We start from the raw sequence: 19,370 nt of genomic DNA, 5'->3' as shown, positions 1-19,370 counted from the left end.
GGCCAAATTCCGATTTCTTCGCGAACTCTCATCCGCACGAATGTGTCACGATTCCAAATAGGTGTCCGCCCAGCTCGACACCGCCCAGCGCGGATTGTTGGCGATGTTGCCGACCTTGTCGCTTGCGACCGAGATGAAACTCCACTCGGCGACGTTGATCAGCGGCAGGTCGGCGGCGACCTTTTTCTGGAACTCCTTGTAGAGCTCGGTGCGAGCGGCGCTGTCGAGCGTCTCGGATGCCTTGGCGATCAGCGCGTCGAGATCGGGGTTCTTGTAGCCGCCCTGGTTGGAGAAGGGCACGCCGTCGGGAATGCCGCTCTGCACAAGGATGGTGGTCGAGATCGCCGGGTCCCCGCGGAACACCGGCGGGCCGACGGCGAGGTCGAAGGCATGGTCGGTGTAGACCGCCTTGATGTGGGCGGCGGAATCGTTGTTGACGATCTCGGCGTCTATGCCGATCGCGGCCAGCGCCTGGCGCAGATAGTCGCCGAACTGTTTGGTTTCGTTGAAATAGGGCGCGGGCAAGAGCTTCAGCGCAAAGCGCTTGCCGTCGTCGGCGCGCTTGTAGCCGGCTTCGTCGAGCAGCGCGTTGGCCTTGGCGACGTCGAAAGGATAGGTCGGCACGTCGGCGGTGTAGAATTGCGGATCGTTCTTCGGCACCGGGCCGGTGGCGGTCGCGGCATAGCCGAGGAAGATCGTCTTGACGACGAAATCCTTGTCGATGGCGTGCGCGATGGCCTGGCGCACTTTCAGATCGGAGAGTTCCTTGCGGCGGTGGTTGATCTCGACGACGAGCTGGTAGGTCAGCCCTTCATAGCCCTTGGTGATGACCTTCAGGCCGGGTACTTTCGAAATGCGGTCGAGATCGGCGAGCGGCACGGCCGAGAAGGCGGCGAGCTGGATCTCTTCGGCCTCGAGCGCGGCGGCGGCCGAGGTCCGGTCGGGCAGCACCTGGTAGACAATTTCGTCGAGATAGGGCTCGTCCTTGCCCCAATAGGCGTCGTTCCGGGTCAGCCGGTAATACTGGCCGGCCTTGTATTCGGCGAATTTGAACGGGCCGGTGCCGACCGGCGCGTTGTTGGCCGGGTTGTCCTCGATCTTGCCCACCTCATAAACGTGCTTCGGCACGACGCTCGACAGCGCCGGCAGCGCGTTGCGGATGAGCTGGAACGGCGTCGGCTTGGCGAATTTGAAGACAGCGGTGAGATCGTCCGGCGTGTCGACGGCCTGCAGATCCTTGAAGACCGTGCGGCCGAGATTCTGCAGCGGCTTCCAGATCTGCAGCGCCGAGAAAGCGACGTCGGCGGAGGTGAACGGCTTGCCGTCATGCCACTTCACGCCGTCGCGCAATTTGAAGGTGACCGACAGTCCGTCGGCGGCACCTTCCCAGGACAGCGCCAGGCGCGGCTCAAGCCCGTCCTTGCCGTCGAAGGAGGCTTCGGCCAGCGTTTCGACGATCTTGCTGGAGATGAAGAAAACGCCGTTCGAGGCGACGATCGCCGGGTTGAGGTTGCGCGGTTCGGAATCGGCGGCGAGCACCAGGCGGCCGCCCTTCTTCGGCGTCTGCGCCAGGCCGATGGTCGGCAGCGCGGTCGAGGCCAGAAGCAGTGCCGAGCCGGCCAGCAGGCCGCGGCGTGAAATCGTCAATTCGGACATCGCTCAACTCCCCTCTTCGCGCCATAGGCGCGGCAATCCGGTGATTATGGCCCTTGGCAAAGGTTTCGCCAGAGACGGTTTTGGCGCAGGATGGGTTGGCTTTGAAATTTCCGTCCGCTGGACCAGTTATTCGCGAGAGGCGGCTTGCCGCAATCTGGTAGGACCAGGTTGCGTTTTGGTTGGCCGCCTCAGAGGTTGGAACGCGCCATTGGCGCGAAAGTGATCAGTTCTGGCTGGACCAGAACGGCTGGAATGGTGCAGATTTGGCCGACAGCCAAAAACATGACGTTCGGCGCCGATGCGGCCGAGGAACAGGGAGAGGCAGATGAACATCGCTCCGGGCAAGACCGAGGTCAGCAGCATTCCGTTCGACCAGGCGCGGGTGGACCGGCTGATGGAAGAGGCCGGCATCGACGTGCTGTTCGCCACCTCCAAGCACAACACGCAGTATCTGCTCGGCGGCTACAAGTTCATCTTCTTTGCCGCCATGGATGCGATCGGCCACAGCCGCTATCTGCCGATCGTGCTTTACGAGAAAGGCGGGCCGGAGCACGCGGCCTATATCGGCAACAAGATGGAAGGCGGCGAGCACCAGAACCATCCGTTCTGGACGCCGACCCTGCATGCCGCCTGCTGGGGCACGCTCGACGCCGCCAACCTGGCGGTCGAGCACCTCAAGCAGATCGGCAAGAATGCTGCACGCATCGGCATCGAGCCGGGCTTCCTGCCCTCGGACGCCTACACGCTGATCCGCAAGGCGCTGCCGGATGCCAAGCTGATCGACGCCACCGACATGCTGGAGCGCATGCGCGCCATCAAGACCGACGCCGAGCTCGAACAGTTGCGTACCGCCTCGGAGCTGATCACAGACTCGATGCTGGCGACGATCGCCTGGGCGCGCGAAGGCACGACCAAGGCCGACATCATCGAGCAGCTCAGGCGCGAGGAAACCAATCGCGGCGCGCATTTCGAATATTGCCTGCTGACGCTGGGCTCCAGCCACAACCGCGCTTCGTCAGGCCAGGCCTGGAAGAAGGGCGAGGTGCTGTCGATCGATTCCGGCGGCAATTATCACGGCTATATCGGCGACCTCTGCCGCATGGGTGTGCTGGGCGAGCCGGACGCCGAACTGGAGGATCTGCTGGCCGAGGTCGAGACGGTGCAGCAGGCGGCCTTTTCCAAGGTCAAGGCGGGCATCCTCGGCGGCGACATGATTTCGCATGCGGAGGGTGTGCTGAAGGCCTCCAAGGTCGCGCCCTATACGGATTTCTTCGCCCACGGCATGGGGCTGATCACGCATGAGGCGCCGTTCCTGATGACCAACCATCCGGTCGCCTATGAAGGCACCTATGCGGCCAAGCCGCTGGAGAAGAACATGGTGCTGTCGGTCGAGACCACCATGCTCCATCCGACACGCGGCTTCATCAAGCTGGAGGATACGGTCGCGGTGACGGAAAGCGGCTATGTGATGTTTGGCGACCGCGGCCGCGGGTGGAACAGGGGCGGGGTGGCTTGAGTGCTGGCGTTGGTCCATGATTTGGAATTACGGTGAGCTAAGCAGATGACGTACCTCGTCGTGGACCGCTACAACAATGAGCCAAGAACTGCCCAAGCAGGTCTTTCTAGACGGTTGCCGGCAGGTCTCTGCGTGGCTTGAGCCAATAGGGTTCCTTTTCGCTAAAAGCGGACCTCATGCCAGTCGACGCGCCGGCGACTGGACATTTAAAATCTCCTTTCAATCAAGCAACGTGAATGTCGCTGGTGAATATGTCGAGCTGACCGTTCATGCCTCCGTTTGCAGCAAGGCACTGAAAGAATGGGATGAGGGCTCGGCTTGGCCTGCAGATGCAAGCGACTGGGTAGCAGGGGGGGCAACTCGGCAATTTGCGGACGCCGTACAAATGGCGGACGTGGAATTTAGCGGGACCAATTACTCGCCCGGCTCAAATCGCGAATATCGTTGCCAACATCAAGACGACTATCTTACCGCTTTTTGAGCGCTTCAGCGAATCCCAAAAACTCGCTCAAGAGGTGGCGATCAACGAAGTTCCGGGCTTTGAACGGCCAGAGCACGCCATCAGATTTGTGTACTGGCAGCTAGGTCGAGAGTCGGCCGAGGACTGTATCTCCTACTGGGTCGAGCGCCTGCCCTCAGGGGATGCTTTCCGGTCAGAGCGGGATGTTCCTGCTCTTCCAGGCAGACTTGCGCTCGGGAGCGACGCCAACAGCTTAGCTAGAATAGCCCGCGCAATGAAGATTGGGCTTAGCCTGTAGTTACTTGCCCGCCGGCAGCAGCCTGAAATCCGGAAGATCGCGCAGCGCCAACTCCGGACCGGCCGGCGAATAGACGACAAACAGCTGCATCGGCTGGTCGCCGGTGTTGAGCGTCGAGTGGAAGCGGCTTTCGGGCACGTAGATGGTGCAGCCGGGGCCGACCTTGGCCACCACCGGGTTGCCCTTCTCGTCGTCGACCATCTGCTCGCCGTTGCCGGAGATGACGAAGATGATTTCTTCGGCGCCCGGATGGTTGTGGCGGGTGTGGCCCTGGCCGGGCGGCAGGTCGACGACGCCGCCGGAAAAGCGTTCGGCGCCGTTCACTTCCGGCGCGACGGTCAGCGCCAGTCTGCCCCAGTCGAAGCCGAAGGCGCTGACATCCTTCGGGTAGACGAAAACCTTGCTCCTGTCGGCCATAGCCTCATCCCTTCTTTTTCTTCTGCGCCGTCTTCGGGTCGTGCAGCGTGACGGCCTTGAAATCCGCCGTCTGCCTGGCGATTGCCGCTTCCGCCGGCAGCCGCTCCATCGAGCTTGCGCCGTAAAAGCCGTGCAGGCCCTTGCAGCGGTCGAGGATGTAGCGGGCGTCGTCGGGCATCGAGATCGGCCCGCCATGGCAGAGCAGGATGACATCCTTGCGCACCGACCTTGCGGCATTGGCGATGGCGTCGATCTCGACCACGCAATCGTCGAGCGATTTCGCCGAGGTGGCGCCGATCGAGCCGCCGGTGGTCACACCCATATGGGCAACGACGATGTCGGCGCCGGCTCGTGCCATGGCGCGCGCTTCGTCCGGGTTGAAGACGTAAGGCGTGGTCAGGAGGTCGAGCTTGTGCGCCTCGGCGATCATTTCGACCTCGAGGCCGAAGCCCATGCCGGTCTCCTCGAAGCTGCGGCGCATGGTGCCGTCGAACAGGCCGACAGTCGGGAAATTCTGCACGCCGGAAAAGCCCATCGTTTTCAGCTCGGCTAAAAGCAGCGGCATGATCACGAAGGGGTCGGTGCCGTTGACGCCGGCCAGCACCGGCGTCTTCTTCACCACCGGCAGCACCTCATAGGCCATTTCCTTGACAATCTCATTGGCGTTGCCATAGGCGAGCAGGCCGGCGGCCGAGCCGCGCCCGGCCATGCGGTAGCGGCCGGAATTGTAGATGATGATCAGGTCGATGCCGCCGGCTTCCTCGGCCTTGGCCGACAGGCCGGTGCCGGCGCCGCCGCCGACGATCGGCACGCCCTCGGCGATCATCTTGCGGAATTTCTCGAGGATTTTCTTGCGCGGAATGGCGGCCATCGGGTCTCACTTCTTGGCGATGTCGAGGAAAGTTTCGGCCGCGGCCTTGGCGAAGGCCGGATCGTTGATGTGCAGCGGCAGGCGCATCACGGTGCGGTTCCGGGTCGGCTTGATCGTCCGCTCGATCGCCTCGAACAGCGCGGCGTCGGCCTCCGGGTCGAAGAAGGCGCCGCCTTCTATATCGAGCGCCGACACGCCTTTTTCCGGGATCAGGAAGCGCACAGGGCCTTCGCAGCGGGCGAGGCGGGTGCCGATCCATTCGCCGATCATGCGGCACTCGTCCGCCGTGGTGCGCATCAGCGTGACGTTTGGATTGTGCTCGTAGAACAACCGGCCGCGATATTTTTCCGGAATGGTCGCCGGCGCCCAGAAATTGACCATGTCGAGTGCGCCGACCGAGCCGACATAGGGCAGCTTCGTGCGGGCAATCGCCCCGAAGCGATCCTGCGTCGCCGGCAGCACGCCGCCGAAGAGCAGATCGCAGACTTCCGTCGTGGTGATGTCGAGGACGCCGGCGAGCAGGCCGGAATCGGCAAGCTTCTCCATCGAGCGGCCGCCGGTGCCGGTGGCGTGGAAGACCATGCAGTCATGGTCGGCACGCAAGTGCTCGACGATCGCCGTCACGCAAGGCGTGGTGACGCCGAACATGGTCAGGCCGAGCGCCGGCTTGCCCGCGGCGGTTGGCGCCGGCTTTGCCGCCATGCCGGCGATCGCGTGGGCGGCGTTGTGCAGCACGACACGTGACAGCCGGTTGAGTCCGGCCATGTCGGTCACCGACGGCATCATGATGATGTCGGAGACGTCGACGTAAGGCGCGGTGTCGCCGGAGGCCAGCGTCGAGACCATGAGCTTCGGCACACCGAGCGGCAGCGCGCGCATGCCGGCGGTGATGATCGAGGTGCCGCCGCCACCGCCGATGCCGATGACGCCGGCAACGTCGTCGCGCGATTGAATGAAGCGGGTGAAGGCAATGCCCATGCCGGCAACGGCCTTGCCGCGATCGTCGATGCCGAGCACGGCGCCGGCGCCATCCGGATGATGCGCCGCGACCTCGCTTGCCTCGATGTCGACCGGGACGGTGGCGCCACGCGTGCCGATGTCGACGCGGACGACGGCGCCGCCGGCAACGGTGACGGCATTGGCCAGGAAGGCCAGCTCCTCGCCTTTGGTGTCGGCGGTGCCCACGACGTAGATGCGCCTCATGGAGGCGTCTCTCTGCCGATGGGCTCAGAGGCGGCGATGCTCGATGCGGAGAGCGTCAATGTAACCAATCCATGGTGAGGTCATTGCATTTTTTTGAGACGCGCGTATCATATTGGCATGGATGTCTCACGTCAATCAGTCGCCGCCGGCGATGCCGCCGAGCCGACGTCGCTGCCCGAAAAAGGGCCGCGCGCCCGCACGAGGCGGCTGATGCTGGAGACGGCGACGCGGCTGATGCAGGCCGGCGTGACGCCTTCGGTGAGCGAGGTGGCGGAAGCGGCGCAGGTTTCCCGGGCGACGGCCTATCGCTACTTTCCAAGCCAGGCGGCGCTTGTGCAGGCGGTCGTCGACGAAGGGCTGGGGCCGATCCTGACCTGGAAATCGGCCTCGGACGATCCCGAGCGGCGCGTGGCGGAATTGTTCGCTACCGCCATGCCGCGCATCGAGGCTTTCGAAGCGACGTTCAAGGCGGCGCTGAAGCTTTCGCTCGACCAATGGGCGCGGCGGCAGGCGGGCACGCTCGGCTCCGAGCCTGCCTTCACGCGCGGCCACCGCGTCGATCTCCTGAAGGATGCGATCGCGCCGCTCAAGGGCCGGCTGCCGCCGCGCAAGTTCAAGCGGCTCGCGCAGGCGCTGTCCATGATGTTCGGCGTCGAGGTGCTGATCGTGCTGAAAGACATGTGGGGGCTGGACAGCCAAGCGATGGCGTCGGTCGCGCAATGGGCGGCGGGCGCGCTGGTGCGGACGGCCGTGGCGGAAGCTGGGCTGAAATCCGATGCGACTTTGCCGGCGTCCGGTCGTGAATGACCACGATCTGGTTGGACCAGATTGCGGAGCCCGCTGTTGATATTGGTGATGACAAGAGGCTGAAAGCAAGGGCCTCACCTATCAAGGAGTAGGAAAAACAAGGGAAAACAGACAGATACTGTCGCGATTGGCTTGCCGGACCGCTTCCGGCCACCCAAGAAAGCGCTTGACGACCGTCTTGAATTGGTAATACCAGATCAGTACAAATAATGCGGATCGAAAGTGAAGGCTGCGATCCATTTCCGACCGGGCGAGGAGGCCCGAAACCGGAAAAGCGCCATCACGGGAGGAACTACCAGGGCCGACCACGCTGCCGGCTCGCATGACAAGGTAGAATGCGCACAAGGGAGGAAAACTATGCGCAAGATAGTGACCAGCGTAATCGCTGGTATCGGGCTGGCGCTTGCCTGCGGAACATCGGTCCGCGCGCAAGACAAGGAACTCACCATCTTCTGGGCGGAATGGGATCCGGCGAACTATCTGCAGGAACTCGTCAACGACTATACGGCCGAGACAGGCGTGAAGGTTACGGTGCAGACGACGCCGTGGCCGGATTTCCAGACCAAGGCCTTCACCGAGTTCAACGCGCATGGCGATGCCTACGACATGGTGGTCGGCGACTCGCAATGGCTGGGCGCCGGTTCGACGCAGGGCCACTATGTCGACCTGACCGACTTCTTCAACCAGCATAAGCTGGGCGACGTGATGGCCCCCGCGACCATCAAATACTACGCCGAATATCCCGGCGGTTCCGGCAAATACTGGGCGATCCCGCTGGAAGGCGACGCGATCGGCTGGTCCTACCGCAAGGACTGGTTCGAGGACCCGAAGGAGAAGGAAGCCTTCAAGGCCAAGTATGGCTACGACCTCGCCGTGCCGACAACCTACGCGCAGCTGCGCGACATCGCGGAGTTCTTCCATCGTCCTGATCAGAAGCGCTACGGCATCGCCATCTACACCGACAATTCCTATGACGCGATGGCGATGGGCGTCGAGAGCTCCATCTTCAGCCATGGCGGCGATCTCGGCGACTACGCCACCTACAAGGTCGACGGCATCATCAACTCGAAGGAGGCTGTCGCCGGCCTCGAAATGTACAAGGAGCTCTACAAGTTCACGCCTCCCGGCTGGGGCAAGACCTTCTTCGTGGAGGACAACCAGGCGATCACCGGCGGTCTCGCGGCGATGAGCATGAACTTCTTCGCCTTCTTCCCGCCGCTGGTGAACAAGGCCACCAACCCCTATGCCGACGTCACCGGCTTCTTCGCCAACCCTGCCGGTCCGGACGGCAAGCGCTTCGCCGCTCTCGGCGGCCAGGGCATCTCGGTCGTCTCGTATTCGAAGAACAAGGACGAGTCGATGAAGTTCCTTGAATGGTTCATCAAGGACGAGACGCAGAAGAAATGGGCCGAGCTCGGCGGCTACACCTGCAGCCAGGCCGTGCTGAAGTCCGAATCCTTCCAGAACGCCACGCCCTACAACAAGGCGTTCTACGACACGATGTTCATGGTCAAGGATTTCTGGGCAACGCCCGAATACGCCGAAGTGCTCGATCAGCTGAACCAGAACATCTATCCGTTCGTGGTCGGCGGCAAAGGCACCGCCCAGGAGGCGCTCGACAAGACCGCCGCCGACTGGAAGGCGACCTTCACCAAGTACAATCGCTACAAGTAAGCATCGCAGGCAGAATGCCGGAGGAGGGTTTCCCCTCCGGCATTCCTGTTTTCAGGGAGACATTCGTTGGCTTCGGTAGCCCTCACCCATCTCGATCCGGCCTCCAGGGCCGCCGCGCGCGGCTGGTCGGATCTGACCATCCGCAACCTGTTCATCATCCCGACGCTGGTTTTCCTGATCGTCTTCAACATCTTCCCGCTGATCTATTCGCTGGGCTATTCCTTCACCAATTTCGCCGCCAACCGCACAGAGCCCTGGCAGTTCGTCGGCCTGCAGAACTATCGCGAACTGCTGAGCGACGACCACATCTGGTCGAACTTCGTCATCACCGCGAAATACGTCATCGTATCCGTCGCCGGGCAGATGATCGTCGGCTTCGGTCTGGCGCTGCTGCTCAACCGCAGCTTCCCGATGAAGGGTCTGATCACCACGCTGCTTTTGTTGCCGATGATGATGTCGGCGGCGGTGGTCGGCCTGTTCTGGCAGCTGCTCTACAGCCCGTCCTGGGGACCGATCAACTACGTCTTCGGCCTGGGCGACTTTGCCTGGCTGTCCAATCCCGACAGCGCGCTCTATGCGGTCGCGATCACCGACATCTGGATGTGGTCGCCCTTCGTCATGCTGCTCTCGCTCGCCGGCTTGTCGGCCGTGCCGCAGCATCTCTACGAAGCGGCGGCGATCGACCGCGCCGGCTGGTGGTACACCTTCACCCGCATCACCTTGCCGCTGGTCTCGCCGATCCTGCTTATCGCGCTGATCTTCCGCACCATGGAGGCCTTCAAGACCTTCGACATCGCCTACACGATGACCACCCAGCCGACCGCCGAACTGATCGCGATCCGGCTCTACAAGCAGGCCTTCCAGCAGTGGGATACCGGCAAGTCCTGTGCGCTGGCCTACATCGTGCTGATCATGGTGCTGGCCATCACCAACCTCTACGTGAAGTACCTCAACAAGGTGAAGGAGCGCTGACATGGCCGCCGTCCGCACTTCTTCCGAGGTTGCCCTCAACCGCGCGGCAATCGTCGCGGTGCTGGTCGCGACGCTGATTTTCCTTGCGCCGATCTACTGGATCGCCTCCACCGCGTTCAAGCCGAAGGAACTCGCCGTCAGCGTGCCGCCGACCGTCCTCTTCCAGCCGGAAGTCACGCCCTTCATCCGTCTGTTCACCAAGCGCGTGCAGATGCAGAAGCCCGTCGAGCCGCAGGTCTACGAGGCGGCGCCCTGGTGGGAAAAGCGCATCTATGACGGCGGCGAGCGGGTGCTGAAGGTCGGCAAGGACGTGCAGCTTTCGCAATATCCCAACCGCTTCATGAACAGCCTTATCGTGGCGGTGATCAGCACGGTGCTCGCCGTCGGCATGGGAACTTTCACCGCCTACGGCTTCTCGCGCTTCAAGATCGCGGGCGAAGCGGACCTTCTGTTCTTCATCCTGTCGACGCGCATGCTGCCGCCGGTCGTGGTCGCAATACCGATGTTCCTGATGTACCGGATGGTCGGCCTCAACGATTCGCATATCGGCCTGATCATCCTCTACGTCGCCTTCAACCTGTCCTTCTCGGTCTGGCTGATGAAGGGCTTCATGGACGAGATCCCGAAGGAATATGAGGAAGCAGCGCTCGTCGACGGCTACACGCGCATGCAGGCCTTCTTCAAGATCGTGCTGCCGGAAGCTGCGACCGGCATCGCCGCCACCGCCGTGTTCTGCTTCATCACCGCCTGGAACGAATACGCCTTCGCGCTGATCATGACCAACCGACGCGCGCAGACGGCGCCGCCCTTCATCCCATCGCAGATCGGCTCCGGCCTGCCGGACTGGACGACGATCGCGGCAGGCACCTTCCTGTTCCTGCTTCCGGTCGCGATCTTCACCTTCCTGCTGCGCAACCACCTGCTGCGGGGTGTGACCTTCGGAGCGATCCGCAAATGAGCTTTCGCGCCGTCAACCAGAAGTATCTTCTGCCGGCCTCGCAGATCCTGATGGTGCTGGGCATCGTCGCGCTTTGCCAGCCATGGAGCCTTGGCCTGCATTCCTATGGCGTGACGATCATCCTGGCCGGGCTGATCGGCTTCAACATCACGTCCAAGATCGCGCCGGAGCGCGCAGAAGAAACCGGCGCCGCGGCGCATGAGGGGGCCCGGCAGTGACGCAGATAGAACTTCGCGGCATCGAGAAATTCTTCGGCGCCGTCCAGGTCATCCACAACCTCAACCTAGCCATCGCAGACAACGAGTTCATCGTGCTGCTCGGGCAGTCGGGCTGTGGCAAGACGACGACGCTGCGCGCCATCGCCGGGCTGGAGACGATCGACAAGGGCGACATCCTGATCGACGGCAAGGCGGTGCAGCATCTCAAGGCCGCCGACCGCGACATCGCCATGGTGTTCCAGTCTTTCTCGCTCTACCCGCACATGAACGTTTTCGAGAATATCGCCTTTCCGCTGCGCGCCACCCGCATGGGCAGCGGCGAGGTCGACAAGGCGGTGCGCGAGGTCGCCCGCGTCCTGCGTATCAGCGACCTGCTCGAGAAGAAGCCGTCGGCGCTCTCCGGCGGCGACATGCAGCGCGTGGCGATCGGGCGCGCGCTGGTGCGGCGCCCCAAGGCGATGCTGATGGACGAGCCGATCGGGGCGCTCGACGCCAAGCTGCGCGAGGAGATGCGGGCCGAGATCAAGCGCCTGCACGTCAAGCAGGGCTCGACGACGATCTACGTCACCCACGACCAGATCGAGGCGATGAGCCTGGCCGACCGCATCGTCATCATGCATGAGGGCTTCATCCAGCAGGTCGGCACGCCGGACGACGTCTATTCGCGCCCGGCCAATTTGTTCGTGGCGCAATTCGTCGGCAGCCCGGTGATGAACATCGTCGAGGCCGGCGTCGCCGGGGAGGCCAATGCGGCGCGCGTGTCGATCGGCGAGGCGCCGGGCGGTTTCGAATTTCCGCGTGAGCTTTTGTCCAAGCTCAACGGGCACTCCAGTGGCGGCCTGACGCTCGGCATCCGTCCCGAGGGAGTGCTCGTCCGGCGCGAAGCCGCGCCGGGCTACATGCCGGTCGAGGCGCAGATCATCGAGCCGCTCGGCTCCTTCGACATCGTCGATCTCAAGGTCGGCTCCAAGATGCTGCGCGCCCGGACCAAGGCCGGTTACGTTTCGGGGCCGGGCGAGAAGGTCCATGCCCGCATCGATCCGGAGCAGGCGCATTTCTTCGACACGGCAAGCGGCAAGTCATTGGGGGTGAGGCTGTAATGGCCCATATCGAGCTCAGGAACATCACCAAGAAGTTCGGTGGCCATACCGCGCTGACCGGCTTGAACCTCGACATCGCCGACGGCGAGTTCTTCGTGCTGCTCGGCGAAACCGGCGCCGGCAAGACGACGACCTTGCGGCTGATCGCCGGGCTGGAGAAGCCGACCGAGGGCCAGGTCCTGATCGACGGCGTCGACGTCGCCGGATGGGGGGCGGCCGAGCGCGACGTGGCGCTGGTGCTGCAGCAATACTCGCTCTATCCGCGCTACACGGTGCGCGAGAACCTCGAATTCCCGCTGAAGCCGAAGATCCGTCGGCTGCCCGATGCCGAGATCAAGGACCGCGTCGCGCGCGCGGCGCGTACGCTGAGAATCGAGCACCTGCTCGACCGCAAGACCGACCGGCTGTCGGGCGGCGAGATGCAGCGCGTCTCGATCGGCCGCGCCATCGTGCGCAAGCCGCGCGTGTTCCTGATGGATGAGCCGCTGTCGGCGCTCGACGCCAAATTGCGCGAAGCGCTGCGCACGGAATTGAAGAACCTGCAGATGCAGCTCGGCGCCACCTTCCTGTTCGTCACCCACGACCAGATCGAGGCGATGTCGATGGGCGACAAAGTCGGCGTGCTCAACCATGGCCGCATCATCCAGACCGGCACGCCGCAGGAGATCTACAACAATCCCCGCGACACCTATGTCGCGAGTTTCGTAGGTTCGCCGCCGATGAACCTGATCGACGGCAGGCTGGTCGACAACCGAGCGGTGATGGCGCCGATGAATTTCGAACTGCCGCTTTCCGGGGGAACCAGGACGAGTGGCGGGGCGGAGGGTCGCCCGCTCGTCTTCGGCATCCGCCCCGAGGATGTCTATCTGGAGAGCGGCGCGCCGGTGGAGGCGCAGGTCCACGATGTCGAGAACCACGGCGTCGAGAAGATCGTCACGCTGAGGGTCGGCGATACGATGCTGCGCGCGACTGTGCCCGCGAGGACCGCCGTCGCGATCGAGCAGCCGGTTCGCTTCGCCTGGAATCCGGAGAAGGTGGTGCTGTTCGACAAGGGCAGCGGCGTCAGCCTGCGCCACGCAGGATAGTAGTCCGGCCCTGTTGCCGGCCGCAGGGCCATAACGCAATCTCCCGTTTTTGCGAAATTCTAGGCCAAACCGTGGTTCCTGGAATTTGCTCCAGTTACACGCCTGAAGTCCGCTCGTCGCCGCCGGCCGTGGCGCGGAAGTGGCTTGGGGCTTCGCCCATCACGCGCTTGAAGGCGCGGCTGAAGGAGGCTTCCGAATCGTAGCCCAGCCTTGCGGCAGCTACCGAGACCCGCATGCCGTCGCGTGTCAGCCATTGCCTGGCCTGATGCATGCGCACGCGCAGGACATATTTAGCCGGCGTTTCGCCGACGACGGTGGCGAAGCGCTGTGCGAAGGCCGAGCGCGAGGCGCCCATCTCGTCGGCCAGCGCTTCGACCGTCCAGTCGCGCTCCGGCTGCAAATGGATGGCGGCGAGCACCTTGCCGACATCGGGATTGCGCACGGCGGCGATCCAGCCGGTGGCGTCGCCGCAGCCATTCTCGACCCAGGAGCGGATGATGGTGGCGGCAAGCACGTCGGCAAGGCGGGCGAGGATCCCGCCCGAGCCGACCCTGTCCATCGTCACTTCGCCGGCCATCGCATCGAGCAGATGCTGGATGCCCGGCGCATTGGCCATCAATTTATGCGCCTGCATCAAAGCGGGCATCATCTCCAGCAGCGGATGCGAGCCGTCGAGATTGAAATGCATGCTGCCGCAAAACAAAAGGGTCTTGCAGCCGTCGCAGCCGTTGGAGACGTCGTAGACGTTCTCGCAGATCGGCTCGATCGTGTAACGGCCGATGGGCACCGGCGGCACGCCGGGCGCGCTGGCCAGAATATGTTCGTCGCCGCGCGGGATCAGTAGCGCATCGCCGACCGACAACTGGGTCCATTCCTTCGCCGGCGTGAGCAGCCAGCAGCCCTGTTGTCCGATGAAATGGAAGCGTGCGGCCTTCTGTGCCGGGAAGGAGACCGCCCAGGGCTCGCCGAGCACACAGCGGCCGTAATCGACACCGTCCAAACGCAGGCCGCGCAGCATGTCGGTCAGCGGATCACCGGACGTGACCAAAGTCGATTTGGACGAATTGTAATTCATTTTGGCGTTTCTAGCATGGAAACTCCAACCAGTCACTCCCTATGTTGCTTTGCAGTCAAATGCTGCGCCGCAACCAAGCCGCACCGAAACGGCACCCGAAGCATGTAACGGGTGGAGCCTTGAGCCGGTGATCCCCTAGCTGGCGCCGCAATCAGATCGGAGACTTGCCATGACCGAACCCGCCACAGGCGCCATCGACGCCGCTGTTCTCGACCGACCCGAATCCGAGGAGCGAACCGAGCCTGCCTGGGGTGCGGTGATCTCGATGGCGCTCGGCGTTTTCGGCCTGGTGACGGCCGAATTCCTGCCCGCCAGCCTGCTGACGCGGCTGGCGCAAGACCTCGGCGTCAGCGAAGGCGCCGCCGGCCAGGCGGTGACCGCGACGGCGGTGGTCGGCGCCATCGCGGCGCCCACCATGGCCATCGTCACCAAGCGGCTCGACCGCCGGCTGGTGATGTGGATCCTGTCCGTCCTGCTGATCGTCTCTAACCTGCTCGCCGCCTTCGCCTCATCGCTCACCATGCTGCTTCTCGCCCGCGTCGTGCTGGGCATCGCGCTCGGCGGCTTTTGGTCGATGTCGGCGGCGATGGCGATCCGTCTGGTGCCGATGCGGCTGGTGCCGCGCGCCATGTCGATCATCTTGACCGGCGTTTCGGTCGCTACCGTGACGGCGGCGCCGGTCGGCGCCTATGTCGGCGACATCTGGGGCTGGCGCACCGCCTTCATGATCGCGTCCGTCGTCGGCGCGCTGGCGCTCGTAGCGCAGCTGGCCACGCTGCCCAGCCTGCCGCCGACGGCGGTGGCGAGCTTCCGCACACTGGTCGAGGTGCTGAAGCGGCCGATGATCCGCATCGCGCTGCTGGTCGTGCTGCTGGTCGCCTCGGGGCAGTTTGCCGGCTTCACCTATGTGCGGCCTTTCCTGGAGACCGTGCCGGTGATGCGGATCGAGACGATCTCGCTGGTGCTGCTCGCCTATGGCGTCGGCGGCTTCTTCGGCAATTTCGCCGGCGCCTTCCTGGCCGAGCGCAATCTCAAGATGGCCGTCGGCCTAGCGCCGCTGCTGATCGCCTTGTCGGCGCTGGCATTGCTTGCGCTCGGCGCTTCGCCGATCACCGCAGCGATTGCCGTTACCGCCTGGGGCTTCGCCTTCGGCGCGGTGCCGGTCGGGCTGCAGACCTGGCTGGTGCGCGCAGCACCCGACCAGGCCGAGAGCGCCGGCGGGCTGATGGTCGCGACCTTCCAGGTGGCGATTGCGCTCGGCGCGATCGTCGGCGGCCTGCTGGTCGACCATGCCGGCGTCGCCAGCGCCTTCGCCTATAGCGCGGTCGCCACGCTGCTCGCGGCCCTGGTGACCTTCTCGATCGGCCCGAAGCGAGCCGAATAGCCCGGCTGTTCGTTTGCGTCGGCCCGTGGTCCCGCAGGGTCTCGGGCCGACGTCGTCGTGAACATCAGGCCGAGCGGCCGTCGAACTCGAAGACTTCGATCGCCGCAAGGTCGACCTCGTCGAGGCAGTTGATGTTGATATAGGCGGAGCGTTCGCCGCCCTTGCTGACATCTTCGGCGAAAGGATGAATGCCGCAGGTGCGGCAGAAGCGATGCGCGATCCGAGCCTTGCCGAAAGTGTAGCGGCCAAGGTCGTCGCCCCAAGCGACAAGGTTGAGCTTTTCATGCGGCACCGCCCACAGCAGCGCGCCCTTGCGCCGGCAGATCGAACAGTTGCAGCGCAAGCCCATGCCGAGCTCGCCCTCGACCTCGAAGGCCACCTTGCCGCAGTGGCAGCTGCCTTTGTACAGCATCAGCATCTTCCTATCGCTGGCAGGGTGCAAAGGCACGCTTGCCGGGTTATCCCTTCCGCCGGCCTGAAACAGACCTGCCTAGATCAGGATGACGTTTCGTTGAATCGTCGTCCTGATCTAACTCTTGTTGAAGCATGATCTTTCTCCGAAAACCGGTTCCCACTTTTCGGGATCATGCTCTAGAAGACGTTGCAAGCTTGCGGGGTCCGACATCGAAAATGCAATCTATTCGCGACCGTCTTGAAATCATCCTGTCACGTCTTGCCAATCGGGCAGCCGACGAGAAGGTTTATACGAAGCTCTATGCCGAGGCCGCGCGCGCGGCCGCCGATGCTTCAGACGCCCGCCGCAAGGCCGGCGTCAGCCTCGGGCCGCTCGACGGGCGCATCGTCTCGATCAAGGACCTATTCGACGTTGCCGGCGAGCCGACGACCGCCGGCTCGTTGATGCTGGCCAACGCCGCCCCGGCGACGCGGGATGCGGCGATCGTGCAAGGGCTCCGGCAGGCGGGCGCCGTGGTCATCAGCAAGACCAACATGACCGAGTTCGCCTTCACCGCGATCGGCGACAACCCGCATTTCGGCACGCCGGGCAATGCTGTCGACGCCAGCCTGATTCCCGGCGGGTCTTCATCCGGAGCCGGCGTCGCGGTCGGCGAGGGCACCAGCGAAATCTCGATAGGCTCCGATACCGGCGGCTCGGTGCGCATTCCGGCTGCCCTCAACGGTGTCGTCGGCTTCAAGCCGACGGCACGGCGCGTGCCGCTAAACGGCGCCTTCCCGCTGTCGATGACGCTGGATTCGATCGGGCCGCTGGCGCGCAGCGTCGCCGATTGCGCCGCCACGGATGCGGTCATGGCCGGCGAGGAGCCGGCTGCGCTTGAGCCGGTTCCGCTTGCCGGCCTGCGTGTCGGTATTGCGCGCGGCGTGCTGTTCAGCGAGACGCAAGCGGAGGTCGCCGCGGCCTTCGAGGACTGCATCGGCAGGATCGGACAGGCCGGCGCGCGCGTCGTCGATTTGTCGATCGACGATCTCGTCGCCGAGATGCGCGCCGCCACCAGGCGCGGCACGATCGCCTCGATGGAGGGCGCGGAAGTCCATGCCGACTGGCTGACGGCGGGCGCCTCCGTGCCGGTCGATCCGCATGTCACCGGGCCGTTGTCGCGCGCGCTGGCGGTGCCCGCTTCGGTCTATATCCATACGATCCGTCGGCGAGGGGAGCTTGTAGCAGCCATGGAGCAAAGGCTGGCTTCCGTCGACGTATTGGCCTTGCCGACCGTGCCGATGGTCGCGCCGACGATTGCCGCCATGGCCGGCGACGAAGCGCTGCGCGACAGAACGGAAGGGCTGCTCTTGCGCAACACGCAGGTCGCCAACCAGTTCGACCTTTGCGCGATCTCATTGCCAATGCCGGGTATGGCACTGCCGGCTGGTTTGATGCTGGTGGGCAGGCACGGGCAGGATCGGCGCCTTCTCGGCGTTGCTGCGGCTGTGGAGGTGTTGCTCGGTCGTTGATAGGGCGCCGCGCCGGCCCGCTGCACCCTCGCGATGGCCGCCGGTAACTAACCGCCGTCCGGGAAGCGCCGCCGGTAGTGCCCGACCACTTCCGGGTTGCGCAGATTGACCGGTAGCTTGCCGGCGAGCACAAGCAGCGCCTCGCCCGCCGCGCCGGTACCCATGCGCATCATCGACTCTTCGGTGATGCCGGCCATATGCGGGGTGACGATGACATTGTCGAAACCGAAATATGGGTGGTTCGGCGGCAGTGGTTGCGTCGCGAAGACATCCAATGCCGCGCCGCCAATGCGGCCATGGCGCAAGGCCTCGATCAGCGCTTCGTCGTCGACCACCGGCCCGCGCGAGACGTTGATCAACAGCGCATTGGGTTTCATGCGGGCGATGCGCTCGCGGCTGATCAGGCCGCGCGTTTCCTCGGTCAGCGGGCAGCAGAGCACGATGATGTCGCTCTGTTCGACCAGCGCGTCGATCGACAGGAAGCCGACGCGCTCGGGCGCCGGGCGCAGGCTGCGCGTGGCGGCCACGACATTGAGGTCGAAGCCGTGCGCGGCGATGTGGCCGACCGCCTGGCCGACGGCGCCGAGGCCGACGATGCCGATGGTCTTGCCGGCAAGCTCGTTGGTCGAATTGGCGTGTTCGCGCCCGGCGAGCCAGCCCTTGGCGCGCAGGTCGCGGTCCATCACCCGGAAGCGCCGCGAGAGCGCAAGGGCCGCGAACATCACATGCTCGGCGACCGAGCGGGCATTGACCGCGGGCACGTTCGCCACCAGCACACCGGCTTCGGTTGCCGCCTCGACCGGGATCATGTCCAGCCCGGCGCCATGGCGGATCGCGGCGCGGAGGTTGGCCGCGCCCTGGAACAGTTCCGGCGGCAGCGGCGCGCGCACGATGACGATGTCGGCATCGCGCGCTTCGGCGGTCAGCGTCTTGGCGTCGAGTGCCGAGGCGACAGCCAGCCGGCCGGCGCCGGCCAGCATCGCCGTGGCGCGCGGGTGCAGCGGATGCGTCGAGAGGATCTTGTGCACTGCCTCAGGCCTTTTCGAGCGCCGCGTTCTTCGGCTCCGTGCCGCGGCCTTCGATGATCCCTTTCCAATAGCTTTCGGCGCCTTGCAGATGCGCGCTCATCAAGGCCTGGGCGAGGTTGCCGTCGCGGCGCAGCAGCGCCTCGTAGATCTGGATGTGCTCGGCATGCGAGCGCTTGCTGCGTTCGAGATCGTTGAAATAGATCGGCAGGCGCTGCTCGCCCATCAGGTAATAGACGCTGCAGATGTTGTGGAAGACACCGTTCTTGGTGGCTCGCACGATCTCGAGGTGGAACTCGCGGTCCTCCTTGGCGAGGCCTTCGCCGGCGGCGATGCGCTCTTCCGAAGCCTTCAGGATTTCGCGCAGCCGCTCGAAATTCTCCTCCGTGGCCCGCGAGCAGGCAAGTTCGGCCGCCTTGATCTCGTGGATCTTGCGCAGTTCGACGGTCTCGTAAATCTGCACCGGGTCGAGCGGCAGGCCGGCGCGGGCGAAAAGCGCCAGCGCCTCGACGCTTGCCTGCTTGGTGTCGACATAGATGCCGGACTTGGCGCGGCGCTCGACGATGCGCATCGCTTCGAGGATGGCCAGCGCCTCGCGGATCTGGCCGCGGCTGACGCCGAAATGTTCGGCCAGTTCGCGCTCCGACGGGGTGCGGCCCGACTCCTTGTCCGAGTTGGAGAACAGATAGGCGGCGAGTTCCGCGAGGAGGTTCTTTTCTTTCATC

Annotated in this window: 19 protein-coding genes; 11 read left to right on the top strand and 8 right to left on the bottom strand. The window is 64.3% G+C overall.

Annotated features, from left to right (window positions below; translation table 11 throughout):
- Positions 1–45: 45 nt before the first annotated feature.
- Positions 46–1,656 (bottom strand): ABC transporter substrate-binding protein, encoded by a 1,611-nt coding sequence (locus tag FJ988_RS23975; protein WP_140820825.1) that lies wholly within the window; start codon positions 1,654–1,656, stop codon positions 46–48.
- A 325-nt stretch (positions 1,657–1,981) separates the two neighbouring features.
- Here FJ988_RS23975 and FJ988_RS23970 point away from each other — a divergent pair, with 325 nt between their 5' ends.
- Together FJ988_RS23970 and FJ988_RS23965 are read left to right on the top strand one after the other, a co-directional pair.
- A complete protein-coding gene (locus FJ988_RS23970) occupies positions 1,982–3,172 on the top strand; it encodes a Xaa-Pro peptidase family protein (protein ID WP_140820824.1) in 1,191 nt (396 codons plus the stop codon).
- A gap of 76 nt (positions 3,173–3,248) precedes the next feature.
- Positions 3,249–3,653 (top strand): hypothetical protein, encoded by a 405-nt coding sequence (locus FJ988_RS23965; RefSeq protein WP_140820823.1) that lies wholly within the window; start codon positions 3,249–3,251, stop codon positions 3,651–3,653.
- Between the two features lie 277 nt (positions 3,654–3,930).
- Here FJ988_RS23965 and FJ988_RS23960 read toward each other — a convergent pair whose 3' ends face one another.
- The 3 genes from FJ988_RS23960 to FJ988_RS23950 are packed head-to-tail and all read right to left on the bottom strand — an operon-like array spanning position 3,931 to position 6,421.
- Complete coding sequence (locus FJ988_RS23960; RefSeq protein ID WP_140820822.1) at positions 3,931–4,347, bottom strand: cupin domain-containing protein; 417 nt, start codon at positions 4,345–4,347, stop codon at positions 3,931–3,933.
- Between the two features lie 4 nt (positions 4,348–4,351).
- Positions 4,352–5,218 carry a phosphoenolpyruvate hydrolase family protein gene (locus FJ988_RS23955; RefSeq protein ID WP_140820821.1) on the bottom strand — a complete coding sequence of 289 codons (867 nt, stop codon included), beginning with the start codon at positions 5,216–5,218 and terminating at the stop codon, positions 4,352–4,354.
- Positions 5,219–5,224: 6 nt separating this feature from the next.
- Positions 5,225–6,421: a Tm-1-like ATP-binding domain-containing protein gene (locus tag FJ988_RS23950; protein WP_140820820.1), complete on the bottom strand. Its 1,197-nt coding sequence runs from the start codon at positions 6,419–6,421 to the stop codon at positions 5,225–5,227.
- Between the two features lie 117 nt (positions 6,422–6,538).
- Between FJ988_RS23950 and FJ988_RS23945 the strand changes: the two genes are divergently transcribed.
- From FJ988_RS23945 to FJ988_RS23915, 7 genes are all read left to right on the top strand, one after another.
- Positions 6,539–7,228 (top strand): TetR/AcrR family transcriptional regulator, encoded by a 690-nt coding sequence (locus FJ988_RS23945; protein WP_140820819.1) that lies wholly within the window; start codon positions 6,539–6,541, stop codon positions 7,226–7,228.
- A gap of 357 nt (positions 7,229–7,585) precedes the next feature.
- Positions 7,586–8,902, top strand: coding sequence for an ABC transporter substrate-binding protein (locus FJ988_RS23940; protein ID WP_140820818.1), 1,317 nt, complete (start codon positions 7,586–7,588; stop codon positions 8,900–8,902).
- 66 nt (positions 8,903–8,968) lie between these two features.
- Positions 8,969–9,874: a carbohydrate ABC transporter permease gene (locus FJ988_RS23935; RefSeq protein WP_140820817.1), complete on the top strand. Its 906-nt coding sequence runs from the start codon at positions 8,969–8,971 to the stop codon at positions 9,872–9,874.
- Position 9,875: 1 nt separating this feature from the next.
- Complete coding sequence (locus FJ988_RS23930; protein ID WP_140820816.1) at positions 9,876–10,832, top strand: carbohydrate ABC transporter permease; 957 nt, start codon at positions 9,876–9,878, stop codon at positions 10,830–10,832.
- Positions 10,829–11,050 (top strand): hypothetical protein, encoded by a 222-nt coding sequence (locus tag FJ988_RS23925; protein WP_140820815.1) that lies wholly within the window; start codon positions 10,829–10,831, stop codon positions 11,048–11,050. The genes FJ988_RS23930 and FJ988_RS23925 overlap by 4 nt, the downstream gene beginning before the upstream one ends.
- The gene (locus FJ988_RS23920; protein WP_140820814.1) at positions 11,047–12,150 is read left to right on the top strand and encodes an ABC transporter ATP-binding protein; all 1,104 of its coding nucleotides are present in this window, start codon (positions 11,047–11,049) and stop codon (positions 12,148–12,150) included. The genes FJ988_RS23925 and FJ988_RS23920 overlap by 4 nt, the downstream gene beginning before the upstream one ends.
- Entirely contained in the window at positions 12,150–13,235 is a 1,086-nt protein-coding gene (locus FJ988_RS23915; protein WP_140820813.1) for an ABC transporter ATP-binding protein, read from the top strand. Before FJ988_RS23920 ends, FJ988_RS23915 begins: the two co-directional genes overlap by 1 nt.
- Positions 13,236–13,329: 94 nt before the next feature.
- Here FJ988_RS23915 and FJ988_RS23910 read toward each other — a convergent pair whose 3' ends face one another.
- Complete coding sequence (locus FJ988_RS23910; RefSeq protein ID WP_140820812.1) at positions 13,330–14,310, bottom strand: AraC family transcriptional regulator; 981 nt, start codon at positions 14,308–14,310, stop codon at positions 13,330–13,332.
- A 169-nt stretch (positions 14,311–14,479) separates the two neighbouring features.
- Between FJ988_RS23910 and FJ988_RS23905 the strand changes: the two genes are divergently transcribed.
- A complete protein-coding gene (locus FJ988_RS23905; protein ID WP_140820811.1) occupies positions 14,480–15,694 on the top strand; it encodes an MFS transporter in 1,215 nt (404 codons plus the stop codon).
- Positions 15,695–15,758: 64 nt separating this feature from the next.
- On the opposite strand, the gene FJ988_RS23900 is transcribed toward FJ988_RS23905, so the two are convergent.
- Positions 15,759–16,106, bottom strand: coding sequence for a GFA family protein (locus FJ988_RS23900; RefSeq protein WP_140820810.1), 348 nt, complete (start codon positions 16,104–16,106; stop codon positions 15,759–15,761).
- A gap of 218 nt (positions 16,107–16,324) precedes the next feature.
- Between FJ988_RS23900 and FJ988_RS23895 the strand changes: the two genes are divergently transcribed.
- Positions 16,325–17,620, top strand: coding sequence for an amidase (locus FJ988_RS23895; RefSeq protein ID WP_140820809.1), 1,296 nt, complete (start codon positions 16,325–16,327; stop codon positions 17,618–17,620).
- Between the two features lie 47 nt (positions 17,621–17,667).
- On the opposite strand, the gene FJ988_RS23890 is transcribed toward FJ988_RS23895, so the two are convergent.
- Together FJ988_RS23890 and FJ988_RS23885 are read right to left on the bottom strand one after the other, a co-directional pair.
- Positions 17,668–18,648 (bottom strand): hydroxyacid dehydrogenase, encoded by a 981-nt coding sequence (locus tag FJ988_RS23890; RefSeq protein WP_140820808.1) that lies wholly within the window; start codon positions 18,646–18,648, stop codon positions 17,668–17,670.
- Between the two features lie 4 nt (positions 18,649–18,652).
- The gene (locus tag FJ988_RS23885) at positions 18,653–19,369 is read right to left on the bottom strand and encodes a FadR/GntR family transcriptional regulator (protein ID WP_140820807.1); all 717 of its coding nucleotides are present in this window, start codon (positions 19,367–19,369) and stop codon (positions 18,653–18,655) included.
- Position 19,370: the final 1 nt, after the last annotated feature.

This window comes from Mesorhizobium sp. CU3 (assembly GCF_006442965.1).
In the GTDB taxonomy this organism is placed as follows: domain Bacteria; phylum Pseudomonadota; class Alphaproteobacteria; order Rhizobiales; family Rhizobiaceae; genus Mesorhizobium.
The sequence above is the reverse complement of the archived record's forward strand: the minus strand, read 5'-3'. Positions and strand labels throughout refer to the sequence as shown.

Excerpts from the sequence above, each read along its gene's own strand:
- FJ988_RS23975 (WP_140820825.1), bottom strand. The coding sequence starts at position 1,656 with ATGTCCGAATTGACGATTTCACGCCGCGGCCTGCTGGCCGGCTCGGCA.
- FJ988_RS23970 (WP_140820824.1), top strand. The coding sequence starts at position 1,982 with ATGAACATCGCTCCGGGCAAGACCGAGGTCAGCAGCATTCCGTTCGAC.
- FJ988_RS23965 (WP_140820823.1), top strand. The coding sequence starts at position 3,249 with ATGAGCCAAGAACTGCCCAAGCAGGTCTTTCTAGACGGTTGCCGGCAG.
- FJ988_RS23960 (WP_140820822.1), bottom strand. The coding sequence starts at position 4,347 with ATGGCCGACAGGAGCAAGGTTTTCGTCTACCCGAAGGATGTCAGCGCC.
- FJ988_RS23955 (WP_140820821.1), bottom strand. The coding sequence starts at position 5,218 with ATGGCCGCCATTCCGCGCAAGAAAATCCTCGAGAAATTCCGCAAGATG.
- FJ988_RS23950 (WP_140820820.1), bottom strand. The coding sequence starts at position 6,421 with ATGAGGCGCATCTACGTCGTGGGCACCGCCGACACCAAAGGCGAGGAG.
- FJ988_RS23945 (WP_140820819.1), top strand. The coding sequence starts at position 6,539 with ATGGATGTCTCACGTCAATCAGTCGCCGCCGGCGATGCCGCCGAGCCG.
- FJ988_RS23940 (WP_140820818.1), top strand. The coding sequence starts at position 7,586 with ATGCGCAAGATAGTGACCAGCGTAATCGCTGGTATCGGGCTGGCGCTT.
- FJ988_RS23930 (WP_140820816.1), top strand. The coding sequence starts at position 9,876 with ATGGCCGCCGTCCGCACTTCTTCCGAGGTTGCCCTCAACCGCGCGGCA.
- FJ988_RS23925 (WP_140820815.1), top strand. The coding sequence starts at position 10,829 with ATGAGCTTTCGCGCCGTCAACCAGAAGTATCTTCTGCCGGCCTCGCAG.
- FJ988_RS23915 (WP_140820813.1), top strand. The coding sequence starts at position 12,150 with ATGGCCCATATCGAGCTCAGGAACATCACCAAGAAGTTCGGTGGCCAT.
- FJ988_RS23910 (WP_140820812.1), bottom strand. The coding sequence starts at position 14,310 with ATGAATTACAATTCGTCCAAATCGACTTTGGTCACGTCCGGTGATCCG.
- FJ988_RS23905 (WP_140820811.1), top strand. The coding sequence starts at position 14,480 with ATGACCGAACCCGCCACAGGCGCCATCGACGCCGCTGTTCTCGACCGA.
- FJ988_RS23900 (WP_140820810.1), bottom strand. The coding sequence starts at position 16,106 with ATGCTGTACAAAGGCAGCTGCCACTGCGGCAAGGTGGCCTTCGAGGTC.
- FJ988_RS23895 (WP_140820809.1), top strand. The coding sequence starts at position 16,325 with ATGCAATCTATTCGCGACCGTCTTGAAATCATCCTGTCACGTCTTGCC.
- FJ988_RS23885 (WP_140820807.1), bottom strand. The coding sequence starts at position 19,369 with ATGAAAGAAAAGAACCTCCTCGCGGAACTCGCCGCCTATCTGTTCTCC.